A 23,051-nucleotide genomic window follows, 5' to 3' on the forward strand; every position below is an offset into this window, starting at 1 on the left:
TCCCCCCGACAAGCTGGGGGGATCCCGGTATGACATGCGCGCCGCGCACACAGGCCGCAAGCAAGACGCCCCAACCGCCCTACACCTCCAGCCACTCCTTGCGCACCGTCGCATTCGCCTTCAGGTCCTGCGGCGTGCCTTCGAACACGATGTGGCCGTGCCCCATCACGTAGACGCGCTGCGAGATGTCCAGCGCGATGGCGAGTTTCTGCTCGATCAGCAGCACCGACACGCCGCGCTCCTTGAGCCGCTTCAGGTAGTCGCCGACCAGCGTGACGATCATCGGCGCCAGCCCTTCGGTGGGCTCGTCGATCAGCACGAGGTCGGGGTCGCCCATCAGCGTGCGGCACAGCGTGAGCATCTGCTGTTCGCCGCCGGAGAGCACGCCGGCGGCGGTGTGCTCGCGTTCCTTGAGGCGGGGGAACATGTCGTACATGTCCTGCACGGTCCAGCGCGGCCTGGGCTGGCGCGGGTTGCGCTTTTCGCCCAGCAGCAGGTTCTGGCGCACCGTGAGCGTGGGGAAGATGTCGCGGTTCTCGGGCACGTAGCCCACGCCGAGGTGGGCGATCTCGAAGGTGCGGCGGCCGAGGATTTCCTCGTCGCGAAAGCGCACCGAGCCTTCGGCCCTGACCATGCCGAGGATGGCCTTGGCCATCGTGGAGCGCCCCACGCCGTTGCGGCCGAGCAGCGCGACGATCTCGCCTTCGTCGATGTGGGCGTCCACGCCGTGGAGGATGTGGCTCTTGCCGTAGTAGGCGTGCAGCCCCTGCACGTCCAGCATGCGCTTGCCCATCAGTGCGCTCCTTCGGTGGCGGGTTCGTCGAGGGTGGTGCCGAGGTAGGCTTCCTTGACCTTGCGGTTGGCGCGGATGGCTTCGGGCGTGTCGGTGGCGATCACCTCGCCGTAGACCAGCACGGAGATGCGGTCGGCGAGGCCGAACACCACGCTCATGTCGTGCTCGACCATCACCAGGGTCTTGCCCACGGTGACGCGGCGGATCAGTTCGACGGCATGGTCGGACTCGGAGCGGCTCATGCCGGCGGTGGGTTCGTCGAGCAGGATGACTTCAGCGCCGCCGGCGATGGTGATGCCGATCTCCAGCGCGCGCTGCTCGGCATAGGTGAGCAGGCTGGCCTGGTTGTTGCGGCGGTGGTGCAGGCCGATCAGTTCCAGCACTTCCTCGGCGCGCTCGCGCGCGTCGCGCAGCTCGGACAGGCGGTGCCAGAACGAGTATTTGTAGCCGAGCGACCAGAGCACGGCGCAGCGCAGGTTCTCGAACACCGACAGGCGGTGGAAGATGTTGGTGATCTGGAAGCTGCGCGACAGCCCCATGCGGTTGATGACGAACGGCTGCAGCCCGCCGATGTCCTGCCCGTTGAGCCTGACCGTGCCCGAGCTGGGCGCGAAGCGGCCGGAGATCAGGTTGAAGGTGGTCGACTTGCCGGCGCCGTTGGGACCGATCAGCGCGTGGCGCTCGCCCTTGGGGATGGTCAGGTTGACGCCCCGGATGATCTCGGTCTGGCCGAATTTCTTGCGCACGTCGTTCAGTTCCAGTGCCGCGCTCATACCGCACCTCCGGCCATTTCGGCTTGTATCTTGTCCCAGGTGGCGCGCACGCGCGCGCGCGCGGCGCGGCAGGCCAGCAGCCCGCCCGCCCACAATGCCGCGGCCACCAGCCACGGCGCCACGGCGGCGGCGTCGAAGCCGATGCCGAACAGCGACATGGCGGTGCCGTTGGCGCTGTCGACCTGCACCTTGTAGACCAGCTCCACGGTGAGGATCACCGCGGCCAGCAGCACCAGCCCGGCGGCCGCGGCGCGGCCGTAGTCGGGCAGCATGCGGCGCAGCTTGCCGCGCGCGAGCAGCGGCACCTGCATCATCAGCAGGCTGGCGATGCCGCCCGGCACGAACATGACCATCAGCACGAAGAACAGGCCCAGGTAGAGCAGCCACGCCTTGGTCAGGTCCGACAGCGCCACCGCGAACAGGATGAACACCACGGCGCCGATCACCGGGCCGAAGAACACCCCGGCGCCGCCGATGAAGGCCGCCAGCAGCACGCCGCCGGAGCGCACCGCGCTGACGTTCTCGGCCGACACGATCTCGAAGTTGATGGCCGACAGCGCGCCGGAGATGCCGGCGAAGAACGCCGACAGGATCAGCACCAGGTAGCGCACGCGCTGGGTGTTGTAGCCGATGAATTCCACGCGCTCGGGGTTGTCGCGCACGGCGTTGGCGATGCGGCCCAGCGGCGTCTGCGTCCACGCGTACATGGCCGCCATCGACAGCAGGCACCAGGCGGCGATCAGGTAGTACACCTGCCGGCCCGGGCCGAAGGTGATGCCGAGCACCGGCTCGCCCACCACGCGGTTGGTGGAGATGCCGCCCTCGCCGCCGAAGAAGTCGGGGAACATCAGCGAGCTGGCGAACACCATCTCGCCGATGCCCATCGTGATCATGGCGAAGGTGGTGCCGGACTTCCTGGTGGTGACGTAGCCGAACAGCACGCCGAAGAAGGCGCCGGCCAGCCCGCCCACCACGGGCAGCAGCGACACCGGCAGCCACACCTTGCCCGCGCCCGCCATGTTGAGCACGTGGATGGCGATGAAGGCGCCCAGCCCCGCGTAGACCGCGTGCCCGAACGACAGCATGCCGGTCTGGCCGAGCAGCATGTTGTAGGACAGCGCGAAAATGATCATGATGCCCATCTGCGACATCAGCGTGATGGCGAAGCCGCCCGTGAACACCAGCGGCAGCACCAGCATCAGCAGCGCGGCGCTGCTCCAGATCAGCCAGCGCGCGAGGTTGAGCGGGCGGTAGCGCAGGGTGCGGCCGGTCACGGCCGTCTCGCGGCGTTGTTGCATTGTCGTCTCCATGCCGTCAGCCCTCCCGGGTACCCATCAGACCACGCGGGCGGAAGATCAGCATCACCACCAGCAACAGATACGGCAGCACAGGCGCGACCTGGGCCACCGTGAGATTCCACAGCGACGACAGCGGCGTGCTGTCGGTGACGTGCATGCCGGCCATGCCGAGCAGCCCGGCCAGCGACGCGTCGAGCGTGACGGCGAAGGTCTGCAGCACGCCGATCAGCAGCGAGGCGATGAACGCGCCGACCAGCGACCCCATGCCGCCCACCACCGCCACCACGAACACGATCGACCCGACCGCCGCGGCCATCGACGGCTCGGTGACGAAGGCGTTGCCGCCGATCACGCCGGCCAGCCCGGCCAGCGCGGCGCCGCCGCCGAACACCATCATGAACACGCGCGGCACGTTGTGGCCGAGCGCCTCGACCATCTCGGGGTGCGTGAGCGCGGCCTGGATCACCAGCCCGATGCGGGTGCGCGTGAGCACCAGGTAGATCGCCACCAGCATGGCCAGCGACACCAGCATCATGAACGCGCGGTACTTGGGGAAGGACGAGGTGAACACCGTGAACAGCGGCCCGTCCAGCTCGGCCGGGATGCGGTACGGCACGGCGGCCAGGCCCCACACCAGCTTGACGCCTTCCTCGATCAGGTAGGCCAGGCCGAAGGTAAACAGCAGCTCGGCCACGTGCCCGTACTTGTGCACGGTGCGCAGCCCGAAGCGTTCGACCAGCGCGCCGGCGCCGGCCACCAGCAGCGGCGCGAAGATCAGCGCCGGCCAGAAGCCGATCTTGCTGGCGATGGTGTAGGCGAAGTACGCGCCGAGCATGTAGAAACTGGCGTGCGCGAAGTTCAGCACGCCCATCATGCTGAAGATCAGCGTAAGCCCGGAAGAGAGCATGAAGAGCAGCAGCCCGTAGCTGATGCCGTTCAGGAGGGAGATGACGAAGAATTCCACAACATGTCCTTCATTCTGACGCCGGCCAGCCAGGCGGCCGCCGGCCGCCTGCCGGCCGTGACAAGGCACAACGGGCCGCGCCCGGGTGGGCGCCGCCCGCCCGGCACGGCGGGAGCCGCGCCGGACCGGCCGAAGTATGCAGGATCGGAAGGCGCGCCGGCATCCGCCGCGCCACCCGCCGCACCGTCCGCCGGACGCGGGCCTACGGGCGCTTCATCTGGCAGGAAGTGGGCTGCGCGGCCACGTACTGGTCGAGCAGCGCATTGGTCTTCCAGCCATAGCCCGTGTTCTCCTGGTCGTACTTCACTTCCTTGCCGTCGACCTTGGTCCAGGTGGCCACCACCAGCGACTGCTGGACCTGGTGGTCCGAGCCGCGCATCTCCGTCGTGCCGTTCATGCTCTCGACCTTGATGCCTTCGAGCGCTTTGGCCACCTTGACCGGATCGGTCGACTTGGTCTCCTTGAACGCCTTGCCCAGCATGGCGATGCCGGTGTACGCGGCCATCACGTAGAAGTCGTCGTTGTACTTCTTCTTGAAGCCTTCGATGACTTCCGAGCCCTTGAAGCCGTTGTTGTTGGCGTTGTAGTAGCCCACGTACTTGACGCGCTCGGCGCCGGACGCGCCCATCGCCGTGGGCACGCCGGTGGTGGCGCCGTAGTAGGTGTAGTAGTTGGCGTTCAGGCCGGCGTCCTTGCCCGCCTTGATCAGCAGCGCCAGGTCGCTGCCCCAGTTGCCGGTGATCACGGTGTCGGCGCCGGACGCCTTGATCTTGGCCGCGTAGGGCGCGAAGTCCTTGACCTGGGCCAGCGGGTGCAGGTCGTCGCCGACGATCTGCACGTCCGGGCGCTTGCGCTTGAGGTAGTCCTTGGCGGCGCGCGCCACCTGGTGGCCGAACGAGTAGTTCTGGTTGATCAGGTAGACCTTCTTGACGTTGGGGTCCTTGGCCAGGAAGGTGGTCAGCGCCTCCATCTTCATGTCGGAGTTGGCGTCGAGCCGGAAATGCCAGTAGTTGCACTTGCTGTTGGTCATGTCCGGGTCCACCGCGGCGTAGTTCAGGTAGACGATTTCCTTGCCCGGATTGCGCTCGTTGTGCTTGGCCACCGCGTCCTCCAGCGCCAGGCCCACCGAGGAGCCGTTGCCCTGCACGATGTAGCGGATGCCCTGGTCCACCGCCTGCTTGAGGATGGTCAGGCTTTCCTGCGGCGAGAGCTTGTTGTCGAAGCCGATCACCTCGAACTTGTTGCCGCCGCCCCAGTCCTTCTGGTTGGCGAGGTCGGCGACGAACTGCCAGCTCTTGAGCTGGTTCTGGCCGACCGGCGCCATCAGCCCGGACAGCGGATCGATAAAGGCGATCTTCACCGTCTCGGCAGCCGCGACCCCGGAACCCATCGCCCCGAACATCGCCACGGCGGCCGTGGCGGCCACGAGCGGACGCAATCTGATCATGCTTGTCTCCTTCGGTTTTTTTGTTGGCTTCGGTTGATGCCGGCCCGCGGCGGCGCCCTCTCCCCTGACCTCGGCGCGTTTCGGGCCTGTCCTGCGGATGGCGGCTCTGCGACCGCCTCGGGGTCAGGCAGACGACGGCAGCCGGTAGTCCTTGAACTGCTCGCGCAGCCGGAGCTTCTGCATCTTGCCGGTGGCGGTGAGCGGGATCTCGGCGACGAAGGCGACGTCGTCGGGAATCCACCACTTGGCGACCTTGCCTTCGAAGAACTTCAGCAGGTCCTCGCGCGAGACCTCGGCGCCGGGGCGCCTGACCACCACCAGCAGCGGGCGCTCGTCCCACTTGGGGTGGTAGCAGGAGATGCAGGCCGCCATGTGGACCGCCGGGTGGGCGGAAGCCACGTTCTCGATGTCGATGGAGGAAATCCATTCGCCGCCGGACTTGATCACGTCCTTGCTGCGGTCGGTGATCTGCATGTAGCCGTCGGCGTCGATGGTGGCCACGTCGCCGGTCGGGAACCAGCCGTCCACCAGCGGCGAGTTCTCGCTGCGGTAGTAGTGCTCGATCACCCAGGGCCCGCGCACGTGCAGGTCGCCGAAGGCCTTGCCGTCCCACGGCAGCTCGTTGCCGTCGCCGTCCACGATCTTCATGTCCACGCCGTAGATCACGCGGCCCTGCTTTTCCTGGATCTTCTGCTGTTCCTCTTCCGGCAGGTCGTTGTGGCGCGCCAGCAGCTTGCACGAGGTGCCCAGCGGCGACATCTCGGTCATGCCCCAGGCGTGGATGGTCTCCACGCCCAGCGCCTTGAGCGCGCGGATCATGGCCGGCGGCGCGGCCGAGCCGCCGATCACGGTGCGGCGGAACGTGGAGAACTTGAGGTGGTTGCCCTGCACGTACTGCAGCAGGCCCAGCCAGACCGTGGGCACGCCGGCGGAGAAGGTCACTTTCTCCTGCTCGAACAGCTCGTACAGCGAGGCGCCGTCCAGTTTGGCGCCCGGGAACACCAGCTTGGCGCCGACCAGCGGCACCGAGTACGGCAGGCCCCAGGCGTTGACGTGGAACATCGGCACCACCGGCAGGATCACGTCCTGCGCGGAGCAGCCCAGCGCGTCCGGCAGCGCCGACGCATACGAATGCAGCACCGTGGAGCGGTGCGAGTACAGCGCGCCCTTCGGGTTGCCGGTGGTGCCGGAGGTATAGCAGAGACTGGACGCGGTGTTCTCGTCGAACTGCGGCCAGGTGTAGTCGCCGTCCTGCGCGTCGACCAGGTCCTCGTAGCACAGCAGCGCGACCTTGGCGTCGGCCGGCATGTGCGCGCGGTCGCTCATCATCACCCAGCCCTTCACGCCCGGGCAATGCGGCGCCACGCCCTCCACCAGCGGCAGGAAGGTGGCGTCGAAGAACACGTACTGGTCCTCGGCGTGGTTGATGATGTAGGCCACCTGCTCCGGGAACAGGCGCGGGTTGACGGTGTGGCACACCGCGCCCGAGCCGGACACGGCGTAGTAGATCTCCAGGTGGCGATAGCCGTTCCAGGCCAGCGTGCCGACCCGCTCGCCCCGGCGCACGCCGAGCGCGGCGATGGCCTGGGCGAGCTTGCGGGCGCGCAGCTCGCAGTCGCGGTAGGTGTAGCGGTGCAGGTCGCCTTCGGTCCGTCGCGAGACGATTTCCGTGCTGCCGTAGTGACGGGCGGCGTGCTTGATGATGGAGGAAATGAGCAGGGGTTCGCTCATCATTTGACCCATCAATGCCATGAAATAGTCTCCTGTAGTTTTAGGAATTCGCCAAAAAAGCGAACAACCGTTCTATTTTTTGGCCGATTGTTCCCATCCTTCGGTGAAACGTCAATGGGAATCCGTTGTGCGCTGCCGTATCGGCCGGTGTTTCGGCTCGCGCGCGGCCCCGCTCCCCACGGACGGGAAAAACCCGGTCCGCGCCCTGCGCTGGTGCGTGCGCTACAGGGGCTGGAGAAGGACTTGCGGAAACCGTGCGGCGGCCACGGCGGTCACAGATGGAAATGGCGGCGTGGAAGTACAATAACGCCTGCCATGTTGCACCTCAACATGTCGTTTTCCCTAGCCTGCAAGCGCACTTGCGGGAAATCCGGCGAGCCGGCGCTGCGCCGCCCAGCCACTTCACAACGACGCCCCCCAGTGAATTCTCCCGAGCCGACCGCCGTTCCCTCCCCGCCAGACTCGCCACCCGCGAGCGGCGCCGCAGCCGCGCCGTTCGCCACGGCGCCCGGCTTCGCCGCGCTGGACCCGCGCTTCTTCACGCGGCTGGCGCCCACGCCGCTGCCTTCGCCCTACCTGGTCGGCGTGTCGGCGTCCGCCGCCGCCCTGCTCGGCTGGGACGCGCAGGCGGCAACGCAGCGCAGCTTCATCGAGACCTTCGCGGGCAACCAGGTGCCGGCGTGGGCCGATCCGCTCGCCAGCGTCTACTCGGGCCATCAGTTCGGGGTCTGGGCCGGCCAGCTCGGCGACGGCCGCGCGATCCGCCTGGCCGAGGCGCAGACCGCCGGCGGCCCGCTGGAGATCCAGCTCAAGGGCGCCGGCATGACGCCCTATTCGCGCATGGCCGACGGCCGCGCGGTGCTGCGCTCGTCCATCCGCGAATACCTGTGCTCCGAGGCGATGGCGGCGCTGGGCATCCCGACCACGCGCGCCATGAGCATCGTCGGCTCGGACGCCCCGATCCGGCGCGAGACCGTCGAGACCGCCGCCGTGGTCGCGCGCCTGGCGCCGACCTTCATCCGCTTCGGCCATTTCGAGCATTTCGCCGCGCGCGAGGACACCGGCGCGCTGCGGCAGCTGGCGGACTTCGTCATCGACCGCTTCATGCCGGCCTGCCGCGACGACGCCCAGCCCTACCAGGCGCTGCTGCGCGAGGTCTCGCTGCGCACCGCCGACCTGATGGCGCAATGGCAGGCGGTGGGCTTCTGCCACGGCGTGATGAACACCGACAACATGTCGATCCTTGGCCTGACCATCGACTACGGCCCGTTCGGCTTTCTCGATGCGTTCGACGCCAACCACATCTGCAACCACACCGACTCGCAGGGCCGCTACGCCTACAGCCAGCAGCCGCAGGTGGCGTTCTGGAACCTGCACTGCCTGGCCCAGGCGCTGATGCCGCTGTGGCGCGAAGGCGATGGCGACGGCGACGAGGGCAAGGAAGCGGGGAAGGAAGCCGCGGTGGAAGCCGCGCGCGCCGCGCTCGACCCGTTCCGCGCGCGCTACGCCGCCGCGTTCTTCCGGCGCTACCGCGACAAGCTCGGCCTGCGCCCGCCGGCCGGGCGCGACGAGGACGACGAGCCGCTGCTGACCAGCCTGTTCCAGCTGCTGCACGAACAACGCGTGGACTACACCTTGTTCTGGCGCAACCTCGCCCGCATATCGTCGGCGGACGGCAGCCGCGACGCGCCGGTGCGCGACCTGTTCCTGGACCGCGCGGCGTGGGATGCCTGGGCCGGCACCTACCGCGCCCGGCTGCGCGCCGAGCAGTCGGACGATGCCGCGCGCGCGGCCGCCATGCTGGCGGTGAACCCGAAATACGTGCTGCGCAACCACCTGGCGGAAACCGCCATCCGGCGCGCGCGCGACAAGGATTTCGGCGAGGTGGAGCGCCTGCTGGCGGTGCTGTCGCGTCCCTTCGACGAGCAGCCCGAAGCCGAGGCCTACGCCGCGCTGCCGCCGGACTGGGCCGCGGGCCTCGAAGTCAGCTGTTCGTCGTGAGCCGTCCGGCCAGCGGGGACGGCAAGGCCGGTGCCAAGGCGCCCGCCACGCAAGTACTGTAAGGTTCGACAGCCACGATACGACCAAGGGCATCGGGCGGCGCGGGGCAGGCAAGGCAGCCTGCCCCGCCGCCCGGCCCGCCAGAATGAGGAAGCCGAGCATGACCACGCAAAAAACCGACGCCGAGTGGCGCGCGCAACTCTCCGACATCGAATACCGCGTCGCCCGCGAAGCGGCCACCGAACGCCCCTTCACCGGCCGCTACTGGGACCACTGGGAACGCGGCACCTACCGCTGCGTCGGCTGCGGCACGCCGCTGTTCGAAGCCAGCACCAAGTTCGACGCCGGCTGCGGCTGGCCCAGCTACTTCCGCCCGATCAACGGCGAGGTGATCGACGAGCACACCGACCGCTCGCACGGCATGGTGCGCGTGGAAGTCCGCTGCAAGGAATGCGGCAGCCATCTGGGCCATGTGTTCGAGGATGGCCCCGCGCCCACCGGTTTGCGCTACTGCATCAACTCGGCTGCGCTAAAATTCGACCAGCGCGATCCCGCCGATGCCGATACCGACGCGGGTGATGCCGCGCCGACATCGCCGACATCGCCGGATACGCCGCGCTAAGCCCGGACCGCCCGCGCGGCGGTCCGTCGCCAACCCAGCCCCGACCTTCGCGTCGATCTATCCTGTCCGCATGAAATTCCTGTTCGACCTGTTCCCGGTCATCCTGTTCTTCGTCGCCTTCAAGCTGTGGGGCATCTTTCCCGCCACCGCGGTGGCCATCGCCGCCACCGTGGTGCAGATCGGCTGGGTGTGGCTGCGCCACCGCAAGGTCGATCCGATGCAGTGGATCAGCCTGGCGATCATCTCGGTGTTCGGCGGCGCCACGCTACTGCTGCACAACGAGACCTTCATCAAGTGGAAGCCGACCGTGCTGTACTGGCTGTTCGCCGTCACGCTGACGCTGTCCGCGCTGCTCTGGCGCAAGAACCTGATCCGCGCCATGCTCGGCAAGCAGGTGAGCATGCCGGACGGCGCCTGGGGCAAGCTCAATGCCGCCTGGGCCGCGTTCTTCGCCGTGATGGGCGTGGTCAACCTCTACGTGGCCTACCAGTTCTCCACCGACACCTGGGTCAATTTCAAGCTGTTCGGCAGCATGGGGCTGATGCTGGTGTTCATCCTGGCGCAAAGCGTCTGGCTGTCGCGCCACATGCAGGAAACGCCCACCGAATGACGGCGCGGCGGTGTGCCGCGCACCGCCTCCACCCGGCGCGGGCCCGCCCGCGCTCCACCACAGAGACCGACAAAGACCGATGGCCGCCGATCCAGCACATATCGAGGCGCTGCTGCGCGCAGCCCTTGCCCCCACCAGCGTCGCCGTGCGCGACGACAGCGCGCAGCACGCCGGCCACGCCGGCGCGGCCTCCGGCGGCGGCCACTACCACGTGACCATCGTCAGCGGGCGTTTTGCCGGCAGCGGCCGCGTGGCGCGCCACCGCATGGTGTATGATGCGCTGCGCGAACTGTTCCCCACGCAAATCCACGCGCTAGCCGTTACCGCGCTGACCGACCAAGAACTTGAATCCCGCGAATCCTCCCGCGATTCCTCGAGCAACTCTCAGACCTGATTCCATGAAGACCACCGTCCTCTCGTTCAGCCTGGCGGCTGTGCTTGCCGCTGGCAGCTTGCCCGCCCTGGCCCAGAACGCCGCCGTCGTGAATGGCAAGGCGATCCCCTCGGCGAAGCTGGACAAGCTCATCGCCGGCACCGGCCAGCCGGCCAGCCCGGAACTGCGCGACCGTGCCCGCACCATGCTGATCGACCGCGAGCTGCTGCTGCAGGAAGCCAACAAGCGCGGCCTGACCCAGCGCGACGACCTGCAGGAACAGCTGGAACAGGCCAAGCTCAACGTGCTGGCCGGCGCGGTGTTCGAGGACTACGTCAAGACCCACGGCGCCAGCGACGAGGAACTGCGCAAGCAGTACGAAAAGATCAAGTCGCAGTTCGGCAGCGGCAAGGAATACCACGCCCGCCACATCCTGGTCGAGAAGGAAGCCGACGCGCGCGCCATCATCGCCAAGATCAAGGCCGGCGCCAAGTTCGAGGACATGGCCAAGGCCTCGTCCAAGGACCCGGGCTCGGCGGCCAACGGCGGCGACCTGGACTGGGCCAACAGCAGCAGCTACGTGCCCGAGTTCTCGGCCGCGATGACCGCGCTGCAGAAGGGCCAGATGACCGACACCCCGGTCAAGACCCAGTTCGGCTGGCACATCATCCAGCTCGACGACGTGCGCGACGCCAAGGTGCCCACGTTCGACGAAGTCAAGCCGCAGCTCACGCAGATGCTGATGGGCGACCAGAACTGGCAGCGCGAGCAGTTCCAGGCCATGATGAAGTCGCTGAAGGAAAAGGCGAAGATCCAGTAAGGATCGCGCCTCGCGCGCAGCACGAAGAAACGGCGCCACTGGCGCCGTTTTCCGTTCCGGCGCCCGCGCGTCAGTCCGCGCCCATCGTCCCCAGGTAGCCCGACACCGCATTGCGCAGCCTGCGCCGCAGCCGCGCGAAATCCACCGCCGCGCCCTCGTCGATGCAGGCATGGGCGATCAGGCCGTACACGATGGCCTGCAGCGTCACCGCCGCCTCTTCCGCCACCTCGGCGCATGGCGCGTCCGCGGCGCCCGCCAGCGCGCGGCGCCACACCGCGACGAAGCGCCCGTACATCTTCCGGTAGGCCGCGCGCCCCGAGTAGTGCCGCTCCAGCAGGTAGACCGGCCCCCAGCGCTCGGGCGTCTCGCGGTGATGGTCCACGTTGACCGCGACCAGCGCGTCCACGATCGCCGCCAGCGGCGCGCCGCGATGCCCGGCCAGGCAGGCGTCCATCGCCAGCACGATGCGCTTGGCGCGCAGGTGCAGGCAGACCCGCGCCAGCTCCTCCTTGCTGCCGAAGTATTCGTAGAACGTGCCCAGCCCCACGCCGGCCAGGTCGACGATGGCGCGGATGGTCACCTGGGCGTAGTCCTGCCCGGCCAAAAGCCGAACAAAGGCTTCCTGGATGGCCAGCGAGGTCTGCCACGAGCGTGACTGCACGGGCCTGCGGCGCGGCTTGGGCGGGTCTTTGCGCGGTAGGTTCATGGGGTTCCGAAAGCCGAACATGAGGGCCGGGCGTTGTCCCTAGAATGGTCTCCAACGCAGCCGGGCGCGGGCGCGCCAGGCGCCGCGCGGAAAAAAACCAAGGAGACAGCTTGCCATGAACTGGGCCACCCACGCCATCACCAACCAGGTGCCGGAGCTCAAGGACTACGACCTCTACGCCAGCGATCCCGGCCTGCGCCGCGCCGTGGAGCGCGCCGGCGCGGGCTGGAGCGAGGCCGAGCTCGCGCGCCAGGGCGCGCTGCTGGGCGCGGAAGACACCATCCGCCACGCCGAGGACGCCAACCGCCACCATCCCGAGCTGCACACGCATTCGCGCGCCGGCGAGCGCATCGACCAAGTGCGCTTCCATCCGGGCTGGCACGCGATCATGGCCATCGCGCGCGCCAGCGGGCTGGCCAACCTGCCGTTCGCCGACACGCGCCCCTCGGCCTGGACCGCCTACGCCGCCTCGCTCTACATGCACAGCCAGATCGAATCCGGCTCGCTGTGCCCGACCAACATGACGCAGGCCTGCATTCCGGTGCTGCGCAAGGAGCCGGCGCTGTTCGCGCAACTCGGCGACAAGCTGCTCGCGCGCGGCTACGATCCGCGCGACCTCCCGCTCGGAGACAAGCCGTCGATCAACGTGGGCATGGGCATGACCGAGAAGCAAGGCGGCTCCGACGTGCGCACCAACACCACGCGCGCGCTGCCCGCGCGCGGCGAGGGGCGCGGCGCCGAATACCTGATCACCGGGCACAAGTGGTTCTTCTCGTCGCCGATGTCGGATGCCCACCTCGTGCTGGCCAATACCGAAGCCGGCTCGTCGTGCTTCTTCGTGCCGCGCTGGCGGCCCGACGGCAGCAAGAACCCGGTCGAGATCCAGCGCCTGAAGGACAAGGTCGGCAACCGCTCCAACTCGAGCAGCGAGGTGGAATTCCGCGATGCGTGGGGCATCATGGTAGGCGAGGAAGGCCGCGGCATTCCGACCATCCTGGAGATGGCCACCTACAGCCGCCTGAACTGCGCGCTGTCCAGCGCCGGCTTCATGCGCCAGGCGTTCGTGCAGGCGCTGCACTACGCGCGCCATCGCAGCGCCTTCGGCAGGCCGCTGGCGCGCCAGCCGCTGATGGTCCGCCTGCTGGCCGACATGGCGCTGGAGGCCGAGGCGGCGATGCTGCTGGCGATGGACCTGGCCACCGCGTTCGAAGCCACCGACGACCCCGCCCGGCTGGCCTGGCGCCGCATCCTCACGCCGGCCTCGAAGTTCTGGATCTGCAAGCGCGCGGTGGAGCTGACCGGCGAGGCGATGGAGGTGTTCGGCGGCAACGGCTACGTCGAGGACGGCCCGATGGGACGCCTGTTCCGCGATGCGCCGGTCAACTCGATCTGGGAAGGCTCGGGCAACGTGATGTGCCTGGACGTGCTGCGCGCCATCGGCCGCAACCCGGACGACTACCTGCGCGTGCTGGAGCAGATGAGCGCGGTGGGCGCCGGCGAGCCGCGCATCGAGGCCAGCGTGGCCGCGCTGCGCGAGGCGCTGCGCCTGCCGGCGGAAGAACAGCAGGCCGAGGCGCGCCGCACCACCACCCGGCTGGTGCTGACCGCCCAGGCCTGCCTGATGCTCCGGCACGCCGACGCGGCCAGCGCGCAGGCCTTCCTGGCCAGCCGCTTCGACCCCGAATGGGGCGCGGTGATGGGCATCAGCGCGGGCGCGGCAGATGCCGCGCGCATCGTCGCGCGCATCGTCGCGGCGGCGTGGCCGGACTGACGGCGGCGGCCAGGGCGGGCGCGGCGCGGCGCGCACGGTGGGCTGACGCGGCCTCAGGCCGAGGCCACCGCGCACAGCTCCAGCAGCTGCTCGTCGCGGAAGCCCCATTGCGCCGGGTCCTCGAAGCTGACGATGGTGTCCTCGGTGTCGCGCAGGTCCATCTCTTCGGGGCCGATGTGCGCGGCCTCGCTCACCGAGTAGAACAGCTTGACGCGCGGATGCAGCGGGTCGTTGTCGTTCTGCGCGCAGACCACGCCCAGCCGGCCCGAGCGCATGCGCAGCACCGTGCCCAGCGGGTAGATGCCGATCGAGCGCGTGAAGGCCTGGAACACGGTGCGGTCGAACAGGGTGTCCACCCGCACCGCCATGTATTCGAGCGCCCGCGCCGGCGTCCACGCCTGGTGGCCGGGCCGGTTGGAGGTCAGCGCGTCGTAGGTGTCGCATACCCCGGCGATCTTCGCGTGCACGCTGATCTCGCTGGCGCGCAGCCCGAACGGATAACCGCGCCCGTCGATGCGCTCGTGATGGTGGATGCAGACGTCCAGCGGGATGTTGCGGTAGAGCCTGGCCTCGTTGAGGATGCGGTAGCCCATCGAGGGGTGGCGCTGCACGACCTCCATCTCCGCCGTGGTCAGCGGGCCGTCCCGGTGCAGGACGTGGGTGGGAATGGCGACCTTGCCGATGTCGTGCACCAGCCCCGCCAGGCCGAGCTGCTGCACCTCGCCGGCGTCCAGCCCGAGCGTGCGCCCGAGCGCGATCATCAGCGCGCAGACGGCGAACGAATGCAGGTAGGTGTAGTCGTCGCGCACCTTGAGCCGCGCCAGCGCGATCAGCGCCTGCGAATGGCGGGTCAGCGAATTGGAGACCGAGTCCACCAGCAGCAGCGCGCCCTCCACTTCCAGCGCGCGGCCCATGCGCGCGTCGGTAAACATCGAGCCCACCACCGCCTTGCCGTTGCGCATCACGTCGCGCGCCAGCACCAGCTCCACCTCCAGCGGCACGCCCGACTGCGGCACCGCGCCCGGCGGCTCGTCGGCCACCGGGTTGACGGTCAGCGAGCCGGTCGCCGCCGACGGCGGCGGCACGCTCTTGCCCTTGAGCAGGTCGATCCACACTTCCTCGACCTTGGAGGCGATCATCTGGTCGATCTGCTCCTGGCTCGTCACCGGGAAGCGCGAACGCCAGAAAGGATGCTCCAGCCACGGCCCGCCCACCCTGGCGACGAACATGCCGACTTGAAGCTGTTGAGTCTTGATGCGTTTCAGCATGCCAGCTCTCCGGGTGAAGGGTAAATGGGGGCGTGGCCGCTTAACGGCGGCGCGCCGGAAAACTTTAGGGGCGGCAAGACCCAAAGCCGCCCCCTTGTCAACCGCGCACCCCGAATATCCGCCCCTGCGCCTCAGGCATTCGGCCCTGGCGGGGGCCGCAAAGCTACAATACGCGGCCACCTGTTCGCCCGTCACACCATGTCCAGAACGTACACGCTTGTCGGTATCGCGCGCGCCAAGGCCGAGCGCCGCGAGGTCCTCGGCGCCAGGCTCGACGCGCTGCGCACGCGCGGCGCCAAGGAGCCGGGCTGCCTGCGCTACCACGTGGGCGAGGACGCCGAGGATGCCGAGGTGTTCGTGCTCTACATGGAGTGGAATTCCCGCCATGCGCTGGAATCGCACCTGAACAGCGAATATGTGCGCGACTTCCACGCCAGCCGGCAGGATTTCCTCGAGGGCGACCTCCAGCTGCGCTGGCTGAACGCGGCCTAGGCGCGCCGCCGCGGCCTTTGCCGCGGGGCGCGGGCCGCGACTGTGTCGGCGGCGATTATGTCGGCCGCGGCTATATCGGCCGCGAGATTGCGCCGGCCTCGGTCATTTCCCGCCCTCCTTCAGGCGCCGCCACAAGGTCGTGGCGCTGATCCCCAGCAGATGGCAGGCTTCGGCGCGGTTGCCGCCGCATTGCGCCAGCACGTGGCGGATATGCCCGGCCTGGCTGGCGCGCGCCACGCCGGCGAGCGACTGGCTGCCCGGCGCCAGCGGCGCCCCGTCCGGCGCTGGCGCGGGCGCCTCGGCCACGCCGAACAGCTCCGGCGCGGCCGCCTGCAGCTCTTCCAGCAGGTCGCGCGGCGCCAGCGTGCGGCCCACCACCAGCACCGCGATGCGCTCGGTCACGTTCTCCAGCTCGCGGATATTGCCCGGCCACGCATAACCCGACAGCCGCTCGCGCACCGCCTGCGGCAGCGGCTGCGGCCGGGCCTGGCCCAGGCGCTCCTGGGCGCGCCGGTACAGCAGTTCGGCCAGTTCCGGCAGGTCGCCGGCGCGCTCGCGCAGCGGCGGCATTTCGATGCGCAGGATGTTGAGGCGGTAATACAGGTCTTGGCGGAAGCTGCCCTGCCGCACCAGCTCGCCCAGGTCGCGGTGCGTGGCGGCGATCACGCGCACGTTGACCGGCACCGCGTCGAGCCCGCCGATCGGCAGCACCTGCTTTTCCTGCAGCACGCGCAGCAGGCGGGTCTGCAGCGCCGGCGGCATGTCGCCCACCTCGTCGAGGAACAGCGTGCCGTTGTGGGCCGACTCGAACAGGCCGGCCTTGCCGCCGCGGCGCGCGCCGGTGAAGGCGCCCTCCTCGTAGCCGAACAGCTCGCTTTCCAGCAGGCTTTCCGGGAACGCCGCGCAATTGACGGCAACGAACGGGAACACCCGGCGCGGGCTGGCGTCGTGCATGCCCTGCGCCAGCACTTCCTTGCCGGTGCCGCTCTCGCCGCCCACCAGCACGGTGGAATCCACCGCGGCATAACGCCGCGCCAGCTCGCGCAGGTTGTGCATGACGGGCGAGGCGCCGGCGAGGTCGTCCAGGCTGTAGCGCACCCCGGCCGGCCGCGCGCGGCTGCGCGAGCGCAGGTTGCGGTCCACGCGGTGGATGGCGTTGGCGTCCTGCAGCGTCAGCACCGCGCCGGTGGTGCCGGCGTCGGTGACGATGGGGATGCGGTTGACCACCACCATCTTGTCGCCGAGCTTGTGGATGGCCTCGAGCTCCTTGCTGCCACTCTGCATCACGTGGTCCAGCGCCAGCGCGGGCGCCAGCGCCTGCAGCTTGCGCCCCAGCGCGGCCGGCGGCGCGATGCCGAGAAAGCGCTCCATCGCCGGGTTGTAGGTCTGGATGCGCCCTTCCGCGTCCACCGCCGCCACGCCCTCGTTGAGATGCGCGAGGATGGTGTTGACGTAGTCGCGCCGGCCGGACTCGATGCGCCGCAGCCGGGCCGCCTCGATCACGTCCTCCAGCGCGCCGCGCACCGACACGCCCGAGTACAGGAACACGCCGATCAGGCCGATGCGGTCGGCCAGGTCCGTCACCAGCCCCGGCCCCACCACCACCCGCACGCCCTCCTGCTTGAGCGCCTTCACGCGCGCCGCGGCGTCGTCCTCGGTCAGGTAGGTGTAGGCCGGGATCGACAGCGAGAAGGTGCGCACGAACTCGTCCACCTCGGGATAGGTCGCGGCGTGCGTGACCAGCGCCACGCGCGGCGAGATGCGGCGCGCGGTCGACAGCGCGCTCATCACGTCGAAGCCCGTCACCTTGACCAGCACCACCGGCACGTCCACGTGCTGGCGCAGGTAGGCGCCGTTGGAGCCGCCCGCCACCACGGCGTCGAGCCGGCCCTCGCGCGCCTCGCGCGCGATCGCGCTGGCGGCCGCGGCGAAACCCTTGCCGACGATGCGGAAGTCCGCCTGCGCGGCGTAGCCGGGAATCAGGTCGGCGAACGCGCGCGACAGGCGGCTGATGCCGACCGCCCAGATGCGCGGGCGCGCGGTGCCGGCGGCGGGCGGGTTGACGGGCGCGGCGAGGACGGTACTCATGGACGGCGGAAATCCGGCGGAAACACTGGTGAAGGAAAACGGCGCGGGAAAGCAGCAAGAACGCCGCGGGCGGACTAATCTTGGGATTGTGCGCGCGGCCGGCGTGCATTTCAATATTGAAATGCAATGATTTCACTATTGAAATGCAACGGAGATAGCGCCCGCATCACAATCGCCGCGCAGGATGCCCGCCATGCGCCGCCAGGTCAGGCGGATCAAGGGCTGGCCGCCGCGCGCCGGAGCCGGGGCCGGCGCGGCGCGCGGCGGCGATCCGCCTGGCACACCCCTTGCGCTGGGTATCCGTCCACTTCACAAGCGAAGATCATGACCTTTTCGACTTCCGACCTCGCCCGCTCCGCCGGCGCCCGCTTCCGCCAGGCCCTGGCCGACGAACACCCGCTGCAGGTGGTCGGCACCATCAACGCCAACCACGCCCTGCTGGCCAAGCGCGCCGGCTACCGCGCGATCTACCTGTCGGGCGGCGGCGTGGCCGCCGGCTCGCTGGGCCTGCCCGACCTGGGCATCTCCAACCTCGACGACGTCCTGACCGACATCCGCCGCATCACCGACGTGTGCGACGTGCCGCTGCTGGTCGACGTCGACACCGGCTTCGGCGCCTCGGCCTTCAACGTGGCGCGCACCACCCGCTCGCTGATCAAGTTCGGCGCCGGCGCCATGCACATCGAGGACCAGGTCGGCGCCAAGCGCTGCGGCCACCGCCCGGGCAAGGAAATCGTCTCGCAGGGCGAGATGGTCGACCGCATCAAGGCCGCCGTGGACGCGCGCACCGACGAGCACTTCGTCATCATGGCGCGCACCGACGCGCTCGCCGTGGAAGGCCTGGACAAGGCCATCGAGCGCGCCGTGGCCTGCGTGGAAGCCGGCGCCGACGCGATCTTCCCGGAAGCCATGACCGACCTCGGCATGTACCGCAAGTTCGTCGACGCGGTGAAGGTGCCGGTGCTGGCCAACATCACCGAATTCGGCGCCACCCCGCTGTTCACCACCGAAGAACTCGGCGGCACCGGCGTGGCGATGGTGCTGTACCCGCTGTCGGCCTTCCGCGCCATGAACAAGGCCGCCGAGAACGTCTACGCGGCGATCCGCCGCGACGGCACGCAGAAGAACGTGGTCGACACCATGCAGACGCGCGCCGAACTCTATGAGAGCATCGGCTACCACGCCTTCGAGCAGAAGCTCGACGCGCTGTTCGCGCAAGGCAAGTCCAAGTAAGCCGCGCGGGCCGCCCCCGCGGCGCGCGCACCGCGTGCGCGCCGCCACGGCCAGCGCCGGCAACGTCAGCAACGTCAGCAACGTCAATACGCAGTCAGTCAGCACACGGCATTCCCCAAGGAGACCTCCAACATGTCCGAAGCGCAACCGCTCGCCACCCCGAAACCGAAGAAATCCGTCGCCCTGTCGGGCGTGGCCGCCGGCAACACCGCGCTGTGCACGGTCGGCCGCACCGGCAACGACCTGCATTACCGCGGCTACGACATCCTCGACATCGCCGAGACCTGCGAATTCGAGGAAATCGCCCACCTGCTGGTGCACGGCAAGCTGCCCACCCGCGCCGAACTGGCCGCCTACAAGGCCAAGCTCAAGGCTTTGCGCGGCCTGCCCGCCAACGTCAAGGCCGCCCTCGAATGGGTGCCCGCCAGCGCCCACCCGATGGACGTGATGCGCACCGGCGTGTCCGTGCTCGGCACCGTGCTGCCCGAGAAGGACGACCACAACACCCCGGGCGCGCGCGACATCGCCGACCGCCTCATGGCCAGCCTCGGCTCCATGCTGCTGTACTGGTACCACTACAGCCAGAACGGCCGCCGCATCGAGGTCGAGACCGACGACGACTCCATCGGCGCCCACTTCCTGCACCTGCTGCACGGCCAGAAGCCGTCGGCGCTGTGGGAGCGCGCCATGCAGACCTCGCTCAACCTGTACGCCGAGCACGAGTTCAACGCCTCGACCTTCACCGCGCGCGTGATCGCCGGCACCGGCTCGGACATGTACTCGTCGATCGCCGGCGCCATCGGCGCGCTGCGCGGCCCCAAGCACGGCGGCGCCAACGAGGTGGCCTTCGAGATCCAGAAGCGCTACGACAACCCGGCCGAGGCCGAGGCCGACATCAAGCGCCGCGTGGAGAACAAGGAAGTGGTGATCGGCTTCGGCCACCCGGTGTACACCACGGGCGACCCGCGCAACCAGGTCATCAAGGACGTGGCCAAGCGCCTGTCGAAGGACGCCGGCTCGCTGAAGATGTTCGACATCGCCGAGCGGCTGGAGACGGTCATGTGGGACGCCAAGAAGATGTTCCCGAACCTGGACTGGTTCAGCGCGGTGAGCTACCACATGATGGGCGTGCCCACGGCCATGTTCACGCCGCTGTTCGTGATCGCGCGCACCTCGGGCTGGGCCGCGCACATCATCGAGCAGCGCATCGACAACAAGATCATCCGCCCCAGCGCCAACTACACCGGGCCGGAGAACCTGAAGTTCGTGCCGATCAAGGACCGCAAGTAATACCGGCCCGCCGGCCTGCTCCCGGGACCGCGCGCAGCGCGGCCCGCGGGAGCGGGGGCCGGCGGCCGCAAAGCACGGCCGCCGCCCCCGGATCATGACTTTCTCTATTCCCTACGAAATGAACACTGCAAACCGCAAGCCGCTGCCGGGCACCAAGCTGGATTTCTTCGACGCGCGCGCCGCCGTCGAGGCGATCCAGCCGGGCGCCTATGACAAATTGCCGTACACGTCGCGCGTGCTGGCCGAGAACCTGGTGCGCCGCTGCGACCCGGCCACGCTGGACGCCTCGCTGGCGCAGCTCATCGAGCGCCGGCGCGACCTCGATTTCCCGTGGTTCCCGGCGCGCGTGGTTTGCCATGACATCCTCGGCCAGACCGCGCTGGTGGACCTGGCCGGCCTGCGCGACGCGATCACCGCCCAGGGCGGCGACCCGGCCAAGGTCAACCCGGTGGTGCCGGTGCAACTGATCGTGGACCACTCGCTGGCCGTGGAATGCGGCGGCTTCGACCCCGATGCGTTCGCCAAGAACCGCGCCATCGAGGACCGCCGCAACGAAGACCGCTTCGACTTCATCAACTGGACCAAGAAGGCGTTCAAGAACGTCGAGGTGATCCCGCCGGGCAACGGCATCATGCACCAGATCAACCTGGAGCGGATGTCGCCGGTGATCCACGCCGTGGACGGCGTGGCCTACCCCGACACGCTGGTCGGCACCGACAGCCACACGCCGCACGTCGACGCGCTCGGCGTGATCGCCGTCGGCGTGGGCGGGCTGGAAGCCGAGAACGTGATGCTGGGGCGCGCCTCGTGGATGCGCCTGCCCGACATCGTCGGCGTGGAGCTTTCCGGCAAGCGCCAGCCCGGCATCACCGCCACCGACATCGTGCTGGCGCTGACCGAGTTCCTGCGCAAGGAAAAGGTGGTCGGCGCCTACCTGGAGTTCCGCGGCGAAGGCGCCGCGAGCCTGACGCTCGGCGACCGCGCCACCATCTCCAACATGGCGCCCGAATACGGCGCCACCGCGGCGATGTTCTTCATCGACGGCCAGACCATCGACTACCTGAAGCTGACCGGCCGCGACGACGCGCAGGTCAGGCTGGTGGAAACCTACGCCAAGGCCGCGGGCCTGTGGGCCGACACGCTGCAGCACGCCGAATACGAGCGCGTGCTGCGCTTCGACCTGTCCACCGTGGTGCGCAACATGGCCGGCCCGTCCAACCCGCACAAGCGGCTGCCGACCTCCGACCTGGCCGCGCGCGGCATCGCCGGCAAGTGGGAAGACACGCCGGGCCAGATGCCCGACGGCGCCGTCATCATCGCCGCCATCACCAGCTGCACCAACACCAGCAACCCGCGCAACGTGATCGCCGCGGCGCTGCTGGCGCGCAACGCCAACGCGCGCGGGCTGACCCGCAAGCCGTGGGTGAAGAGCTCGCTCGCGCCCGGCTCCAAGGCCGTGCAGCTGTATCTGGAAGAAGCCGGCCTGCTGCCGGACCTGGAGCGGCTCGGCTTCGGCATCGTGGCGTTCGCCTGCACCACCTGCAACGGCATGTCCGGCGCGCTCGACCCGGCGATCCAGAAGGAGATCATCGAGCGCGACCTGTACGCCACCGCCGTGCTCTCGGGCAACCGCAACTTCGACGGCCGCATCCACCCGTACGCCAAGCAGGCCTTTCTGGCCTCGCCGCCGCTGGTGGTGGCCTACGCCATCGCCGGCACCATCCGCTTCGACATCGAGCAGGACGTGCTGGGCACCGACGCCGACGGCAAGCCGGTGCGGCTCAAGGACATCTGGCCGAGCGACGAGGAAATCGACGCCATCGTGGCCAGGAGCGTCAAGCCCGAGCAGTTCCGCAAGGTCTACGAGCCGATGTTCAACTTCGCCGTGGACAGCGGCGAGCAGATCAGCCCGCTGTACGACTGGCGCCCGCAGAGCACCTACATCCGCCGCCCGCCGTACTGGGAAGGCGCGCTGGCCGGCGAGCGCACGCTCCAGGGCCTGCGTCCGCTGGCGGTGCTCGGCGACAACATCACCACCGACCACCTGTCGCCGTCGAACGCCATCATGCTCGACAGCGCAGCCGGCGAATACCTGGCCAGGATGGGCCTGCCCGAGGAAGACTTCAACTCCTACGCCACGCACCGCGGCGACCACCTCACCGCGCAGCGCGCCACCTTCGCCAACCCCACGCTGGTCAACGAGATGGCCGTGGTGGACGGCAAGGTCAAGAAGGGTTCGCTGGCGCGCATCGAGCCCGAGGGCAAGGTGGTGCGCATGTGGGAAGCGATCGAGACCTACATGGACCGCAAGCAGCCGCTGATCATCGTGGCCGGCGCGGACTACGGCCAGGGCTCCTCGCGCGACTGGGCGGCCAAGGGCGTGCGGCTGGCGGGCGTGGAAGTCATCGTGGCCGAAGGCTTCGAGCGCATCCACCGCACCAACCTGATCGGCATGGGCGTGCTGCCGCTGGAGTTCAAGCCCGGCACCAACCGCCTGACGCTCGGCATCGACGGCACCGAGACCTTCGACGTGATCGGCGCGCGCAAGCCGCGCGCGGAGCTCACGCTGGTCATCCGCCGCAAGAGCGGCGAGCGCGTGGAAGTGCCCGTGACCTGCCGCCTCGACACCGCGGAAGAAGTCTCCATCTACGACGCCGGCGGCGTGCTGCAGCGCTTCGCGCAGGACTTCCTCGAATCGTCTAAGGCCGCGGCCTGAGGCAATAAGCGCGCGCCGGGCGGCATGCCGCCCGGCCTCACCAGGACGAAATCCC

The 23,051-nt window shown here is 69.0% G+C and carries 20 protein-coding genes; 11 read left to right on the forward strand and 9 right to left on the reverse strand.

Going from position 1 to position 23,051, the window contains the following annotated elements; genetic code table 11:
• Positions 1-79: 79 nt before the first annotated feature.
• The 6 genes from ACWTPI_RS10505 to ACWTPI_RS10530 form a co-directional block, all read right to left on the reverse strand.
• Positions 80-793: an ABC transporter ATP-binding protein gene (locus ACWTPI_RS10505; RefSeq protein ID WP_020201610.1), complete on the reverse strand. Its 714-nt coding sequence runs from the start codon at positions 791-793 to the stop codon at positions 80-82.
• Positions 793-1,566 (reverse strand): ABC transporter ATP-binding protein, encoded by a 774-nt coding sequence (locus ACWTPI_RS10510; RefSeq protein WP_020201611.1) that lies wholly within the window; start codon positions 1,564-1,566, stop codon positions 793-795. Before ACWTPI_RS10510 ends, ACWTPI_RS10505 begins: the two co-directional genes overlap by 1 nt.
• Positions 1,563-2,876, reverse strand: a complete 1,314-nt coding sequence (locus ACWTPI_RS10515; protein ID WP_454731639.1) for a branched-chain amino acid ABC transporter permease — start codon at positions 2,874-2,876, stop codon at positions 1,563-1,565. Before ACWTPI_RS10515 ends, ACWTPI_RS10510 begins: the two co-directional genes overlap by 4 nt.
• A gap of 4 nt (positions 2,877-2,880) precedes the next feature.
• The gene (locus ACWTPI_RS10520; RefSeq protein WP_059412768.1) at positions 2,881-3,828 is read right to left on the reverse strand and encodes a branched-chain amino acid ABC transporter permease; all 948 of its coding nucleotides are present in this window, start codon (positions 3,826-3,828) and stop codon (positions 2,881-2,883) included.
• 202 nt (positions 3,829-4,030) lie between these two features.
• Complete coding sequence (locus tag ACWTPI_RS10525; RefSeq protein WP_020201614.1) at positions 4,031-5,275, reverse strand: branched-chain amino acid ABC transporter substrate-binding protein; 1,245 nt, start codon at positions 5,273-5,275, stop codon at positions 4,031-4,033.
• Positions 5,276-5,398: 123 nt separating this feature from the next.
• On the reverse strand, positions 5,399-7,027 hold the full coding sequence (locus tag ACWTPI_RS10530) for a 3-(methylthio)propionyl-CoA ligase (protein WP_454731640.1): 1,629 nt from the start codon (positions 7,025-7,027) through the stop codon (positions 5,399-5,401).
• Positions 7,028-7,426: 399 nt separating this feature from the next.
• Between ACWTPI_RS10530 and ACWTPI_RS10535 the strand changes: the two genes are divergently transcribed.
• The 5 genes from ACWTPI_RS10535 (at position 7,427) to ACWTPI_RS10555 (ending at position 11,432) form a co-directional block, all read left to right on the forward strand.
• Positions 7,427-9,007 (forward strand): protein adenylyltransferase SelO, encoded by a 1,581-nt coding sequence (locus ACWTPI_RS10535; protein ID WP_020201616.1) that lies wholly within the window; start codon positions 7,427-7,429, stop codon positions 9,005-9,007.
• A gap of 160 nt (positions 9,008-9,167) precedes the next feature.
• Positions 9,168-9,629, forward strand: coding sequence for a peptide-methionine (R)-S-oxide reductase MsrB (msrB, locus tag ACWTPI_RS10540; protein WP_454731641.1), 462 nt, complete (start codon positions 9,168-9,170; stop codon positions 9,627-9,629).
• 70 nt (positions 9,630-9,699) lie between these two features.
• Positions 9,700-10,239, forward strand: coding sequence for a septation protein A (locus tag ACWTPI_RS10545; protein WP_020201618.1), 540 nt, complete (start codon positions 9,700-9,702; stop codon positions 10,237-10,239).
• A gap of 79 nt (positions 10,240-10,318) precedes the next feature.
• Entirely contained in the window at positions 10,319-10,633 is a 315-nt protein-coding gene (locus ACWTPI_RS10550) for a BolA family protein (protein WP_454731642.1), read from the forward strand.
• 4 nt (positions 10,634-10,637) lie between these two features.
• Positions 10,638-11,432, forward strand: a complete 795-nt coding sequence (locus tag ACWTPI_RS10555; protein WP_020201620.1) for a peptidylprolyl isomerase — start codon at positions 10,638-10,640, stop codon at positions 11,430-11,432.
• 70 nt (positions 11,433-11,502) lie between these two features.
• Here the strand turns inward: ACWTPI_RS10555 and ACWTPI_RS10560 are convergent, their stop codons facing one another.
• Complete coding sequence (locus ACWTPI_RS10560; protein WP_454731643.1) at positions 11,503-12,138, reverse strand: TetR/AcrR family transcriptional regulator; 636 nt, start codon at positions 12,136-12,138, stop codon at positions 11,503-11,505.
• Between the two features lie 115 nt (positions 12,139-12,253).
• On the opposite strand from ACWTPI_RS10560, the gene ACWTPI_RS10565 reads away from it, so the two are divergent.
• Positions 12,254-13,909 carry an acyl-CoA dehydrogenase family protein gene (locus tag ACWTPI_RS10565; RefSeq protein WP_454731644.1) on the forward strand — a complete coding sequence of 552 codons (1,656 nt, stop codon included), beginning with the start codon at positions 12,254-12,256 and terminating at the stop codon, positions 13,907-13,909.
• A 53-nt stretch (positions 13,910-13,962) separates the two neighbouring features.
• Here the strand turns inward: ACWTPI_RS10565 and ACWTPI_RS10570 are convergent, their stop codons facing one another.
• Positions 13,963-15,177, reverse strand: a complete 1,215-nt coding sequence (locus tag ACWTPI_RS10570) for an HD-GYP domain-containing protein (protein ID WP_020201623.1) — start codon at positions 15,175-15,177, stop codon at positions 13,963-13,965.
• Between the two features lie 198 nt (positions 15,178-15,375).
• On the opposite strand from ACWTPI_RS10570, the gene ACWTPI_RS10575 reads away from it, so the two are divergent.
• Positions 15,376-15,669, forward strand: a complete 294-nt coding sequence (locus tag ACWTPI_RS10575) for a putative quinol monooxygenase (protein WP_020201624.1) — start codon at positions 15,376-15,378, stop codon at positions 15,667-15,669.
• 102 nt (positions 15,670-15,771) lie between these two features.
• On the opposite strand, the gene prpR is transcribed toward ACWTPI_RS10575, so the two are convergent.
• On the reverse strand, positions 15,772-17,757 hold the full coding sequence (gene prpR / locus ACWTPI_RS10580) for a propionate catabolism operon regulatory protein PrpR (protein ID WP_454731645.1): 1,986 nt from the start codon (positions 17,755-17,757) through the stop codon (positions 15,772-15,774).
• Between prpR and ACWTPI_RS10585 the strand changes: the two genes are divergently transcribed.
• The 4 genes from ACWTPI_RS10585 (at position 17,756) to acnD (ending at position 22,996) form a co-directional block, all read left to right on the forward strand.
• Positions 17,756-17,887 (forward strand): hypothetical protein, encoded by a 132-nt coding sequence (locus tag ACWTPI_RS10585; protein ID WP_454731646.1) that lies wholly within the window; start codon positions 17,756-17,758, stop codon positions 17,885-17,887. The two genes, prpR and ACWTPI_RS10585, sit on opposite strands and share 2 nt — an antisense overlap.
• Before the next feature lie 194 nt (positions 17,888-18,081).
• Positions 18,082-18,990 carry a methylisocitrate lyase gene (gene prpB, locus ACWTPI_RS10590; protein WP_020201626.1) on the forward strand — a complete coding sequence of 303 codons (909 nt, stop codon included), beginning with the start codon at positions 18,082-18,084 and terminating at the stop codon, positions 18,988-18,990.
• 132 nt (positions 18,991-19,122) lie between these two features.
• Positions 19,123-20,280 carry a bifunctional 2-methylcitrate synthase/citrate synthase gene (prpC, locus tag ACWTPI_RS10595; RefSeq protein ID WP_020201627.1) on the forward strand — a complete coding sequence of 386 codons (1,158 nt, stop codon included), beginning with the start codon at positions 19,123-19,125 and terminating at the stop codon, positions 20,278-20,280.
• Between the two features lie 118 nt (positions 20,281-20,398).
• Positions 20,399-22,996, forward strand: coding sequence for a Fe/S-dependent 2-methylisocitrate dehydratase AcnD (gene acnD, locus ACWTPI_RS10600; RefSeq protein WP_454731647.1), 2,598 nt, complete (start codon positions 20,399-20,401; stop codon positions 22,994-22,996).
• Positions 22,997-23,051 lie beyond the last annotated feature (55 nt).

It is taken from the genome of Cupriavidus ulmosensis (assembly GCF_977008105.1).

Excerpts from the sequence above, each read along its gene's own strand:
- ACWTPI_RS10505 (WP_020201610.1), bottom strand. The coding sequence starts at position 793 with ATGGGCAAGCGCATGCTGGACGTGCAGGGGCTGCACGCCTACTACGGC.
- ACWTPI_RS10510 (WP_020201611.1), bottom strand. The coding sequence starts at position 1,566 with ATGAGCGCGGCACTGGAACTGAACGACGTGCGCAAGAAATTCGGCCAG.
- ACWTPI_RS10515 (WP_454731639.1), bottom strand. The coding sequence starts at position 2,876 with ATGGAGACGACAATGCAACAACGCCGCGAGACGGCCGTGACCGGCCGC.
- ACWTPI_RS10525 (WP_020201614.1), bottom strand. The coding sequence starts at position 5,275 with ATGATCAGATTGCGTCCGCTCGTGGCCGCCACGGCCGCCGTGGCGATG.
- ACWTPI_RS10530 (WP_454731640.1), bottom strand. The coding sequence starts at position 7,027 with ATGGCATTGATGGGTCAAATGATGAGCGAACCCCTGCTCATTTCCTCC.
- msrB (WP_454731641.1), top strand. The coding sequence starts at position 9,168 with ATGACCACGCAAAAAACCGACGCCGAGTGGCGCGCGCAACTCTCCGAC.
- ACWTPI_RS10545 (WP_020201618.1), top strand. The coding sequence starts at position 9,700 with ATGAAATTCCTGTTCGACCTGTTCCCGGTCATCCTGTTCTTCGTCGCC.
- ACWTPI_RS10550 (WP_454731642.1), top strand. The coding sequence starts at position 10,319 with ATGGCCGCCGATCCAGCACATATCGAGGCGCTGCTGCGCGCAGCCCTT.
- ACWTPI_RS10555 (WP_020201620.1), top strand. The coding sequence starts at position 10,638 with ATGAAGACCACCGTCCTCTCGTTCAGCCTGGCGGCTGTGCTTGCCGCT.
- ACWTPI_RS10560 (WP_454731643.1), bottom strand. The coding sequence starts at position 12,138 with ATGAACCTACCGCGCAAAGACCCGCCCAAGCCGCGCCGCAGGCCCGTG.
- ACWTPI_RS10565 (WP_454731644.1), top strand. The coding sequence starts at position 12,254 with ATGAACTGGGCCACCCACGCCATCACCAACCAGGTGCCGGAGCTCAAG.
- ACWTPI_RS10570 (WP_020201623.1), bottom strand. The coding sequence starts at position 15,177 with ATGCTGAAACGCATCAAGACTCAACAGCTTCAAGTCGGCATGTTCGTC.
- ACWTPI_RS10575 (WP_020201624.1), top strand. The coding sequence starts at position 15,376 with ATGTCCAGAACGTACACGCTTGTCGGTATCGCGCGCGCCAAGGCCGAG.
- ACWTPI_RS10585 (WP_454731646.1), top strand. The coding sequence starts at position 17,756 with ATGGACGGCGGAAATCCGGCGGAAACACTGGTGAAGGAAAACGGCGCG.
- prpR (WP_454731645.1), bottom strand. The coding sequence starts at position 17,757 with ATGAGTACCGTCCTCGCCGCGCCCGTCAACCCGCCCGCCGCCGGCACC.
- prpB (WP_020201626.1), top strand. The coding sequence starts at position 18,082 with ATGACCTTTTCGACTTCCGACCTCGCCCGCTCCGCCGGCGCCCGCTTC.
- prpC (WP_020201627.1), top strand. The coding sequence starts at position 19,123 with ATGTCCGAAGCGCAACCGCTCGCCACCCCGAAACCGAAGAAATCCGTC.
- acnD (WP_454731647.1), top strand. The coding sequence starts at position 20,399 with ATGAACACTGCAAACCGCAAGCCGCTGCCGGGCACCAAGCTGGATTTC.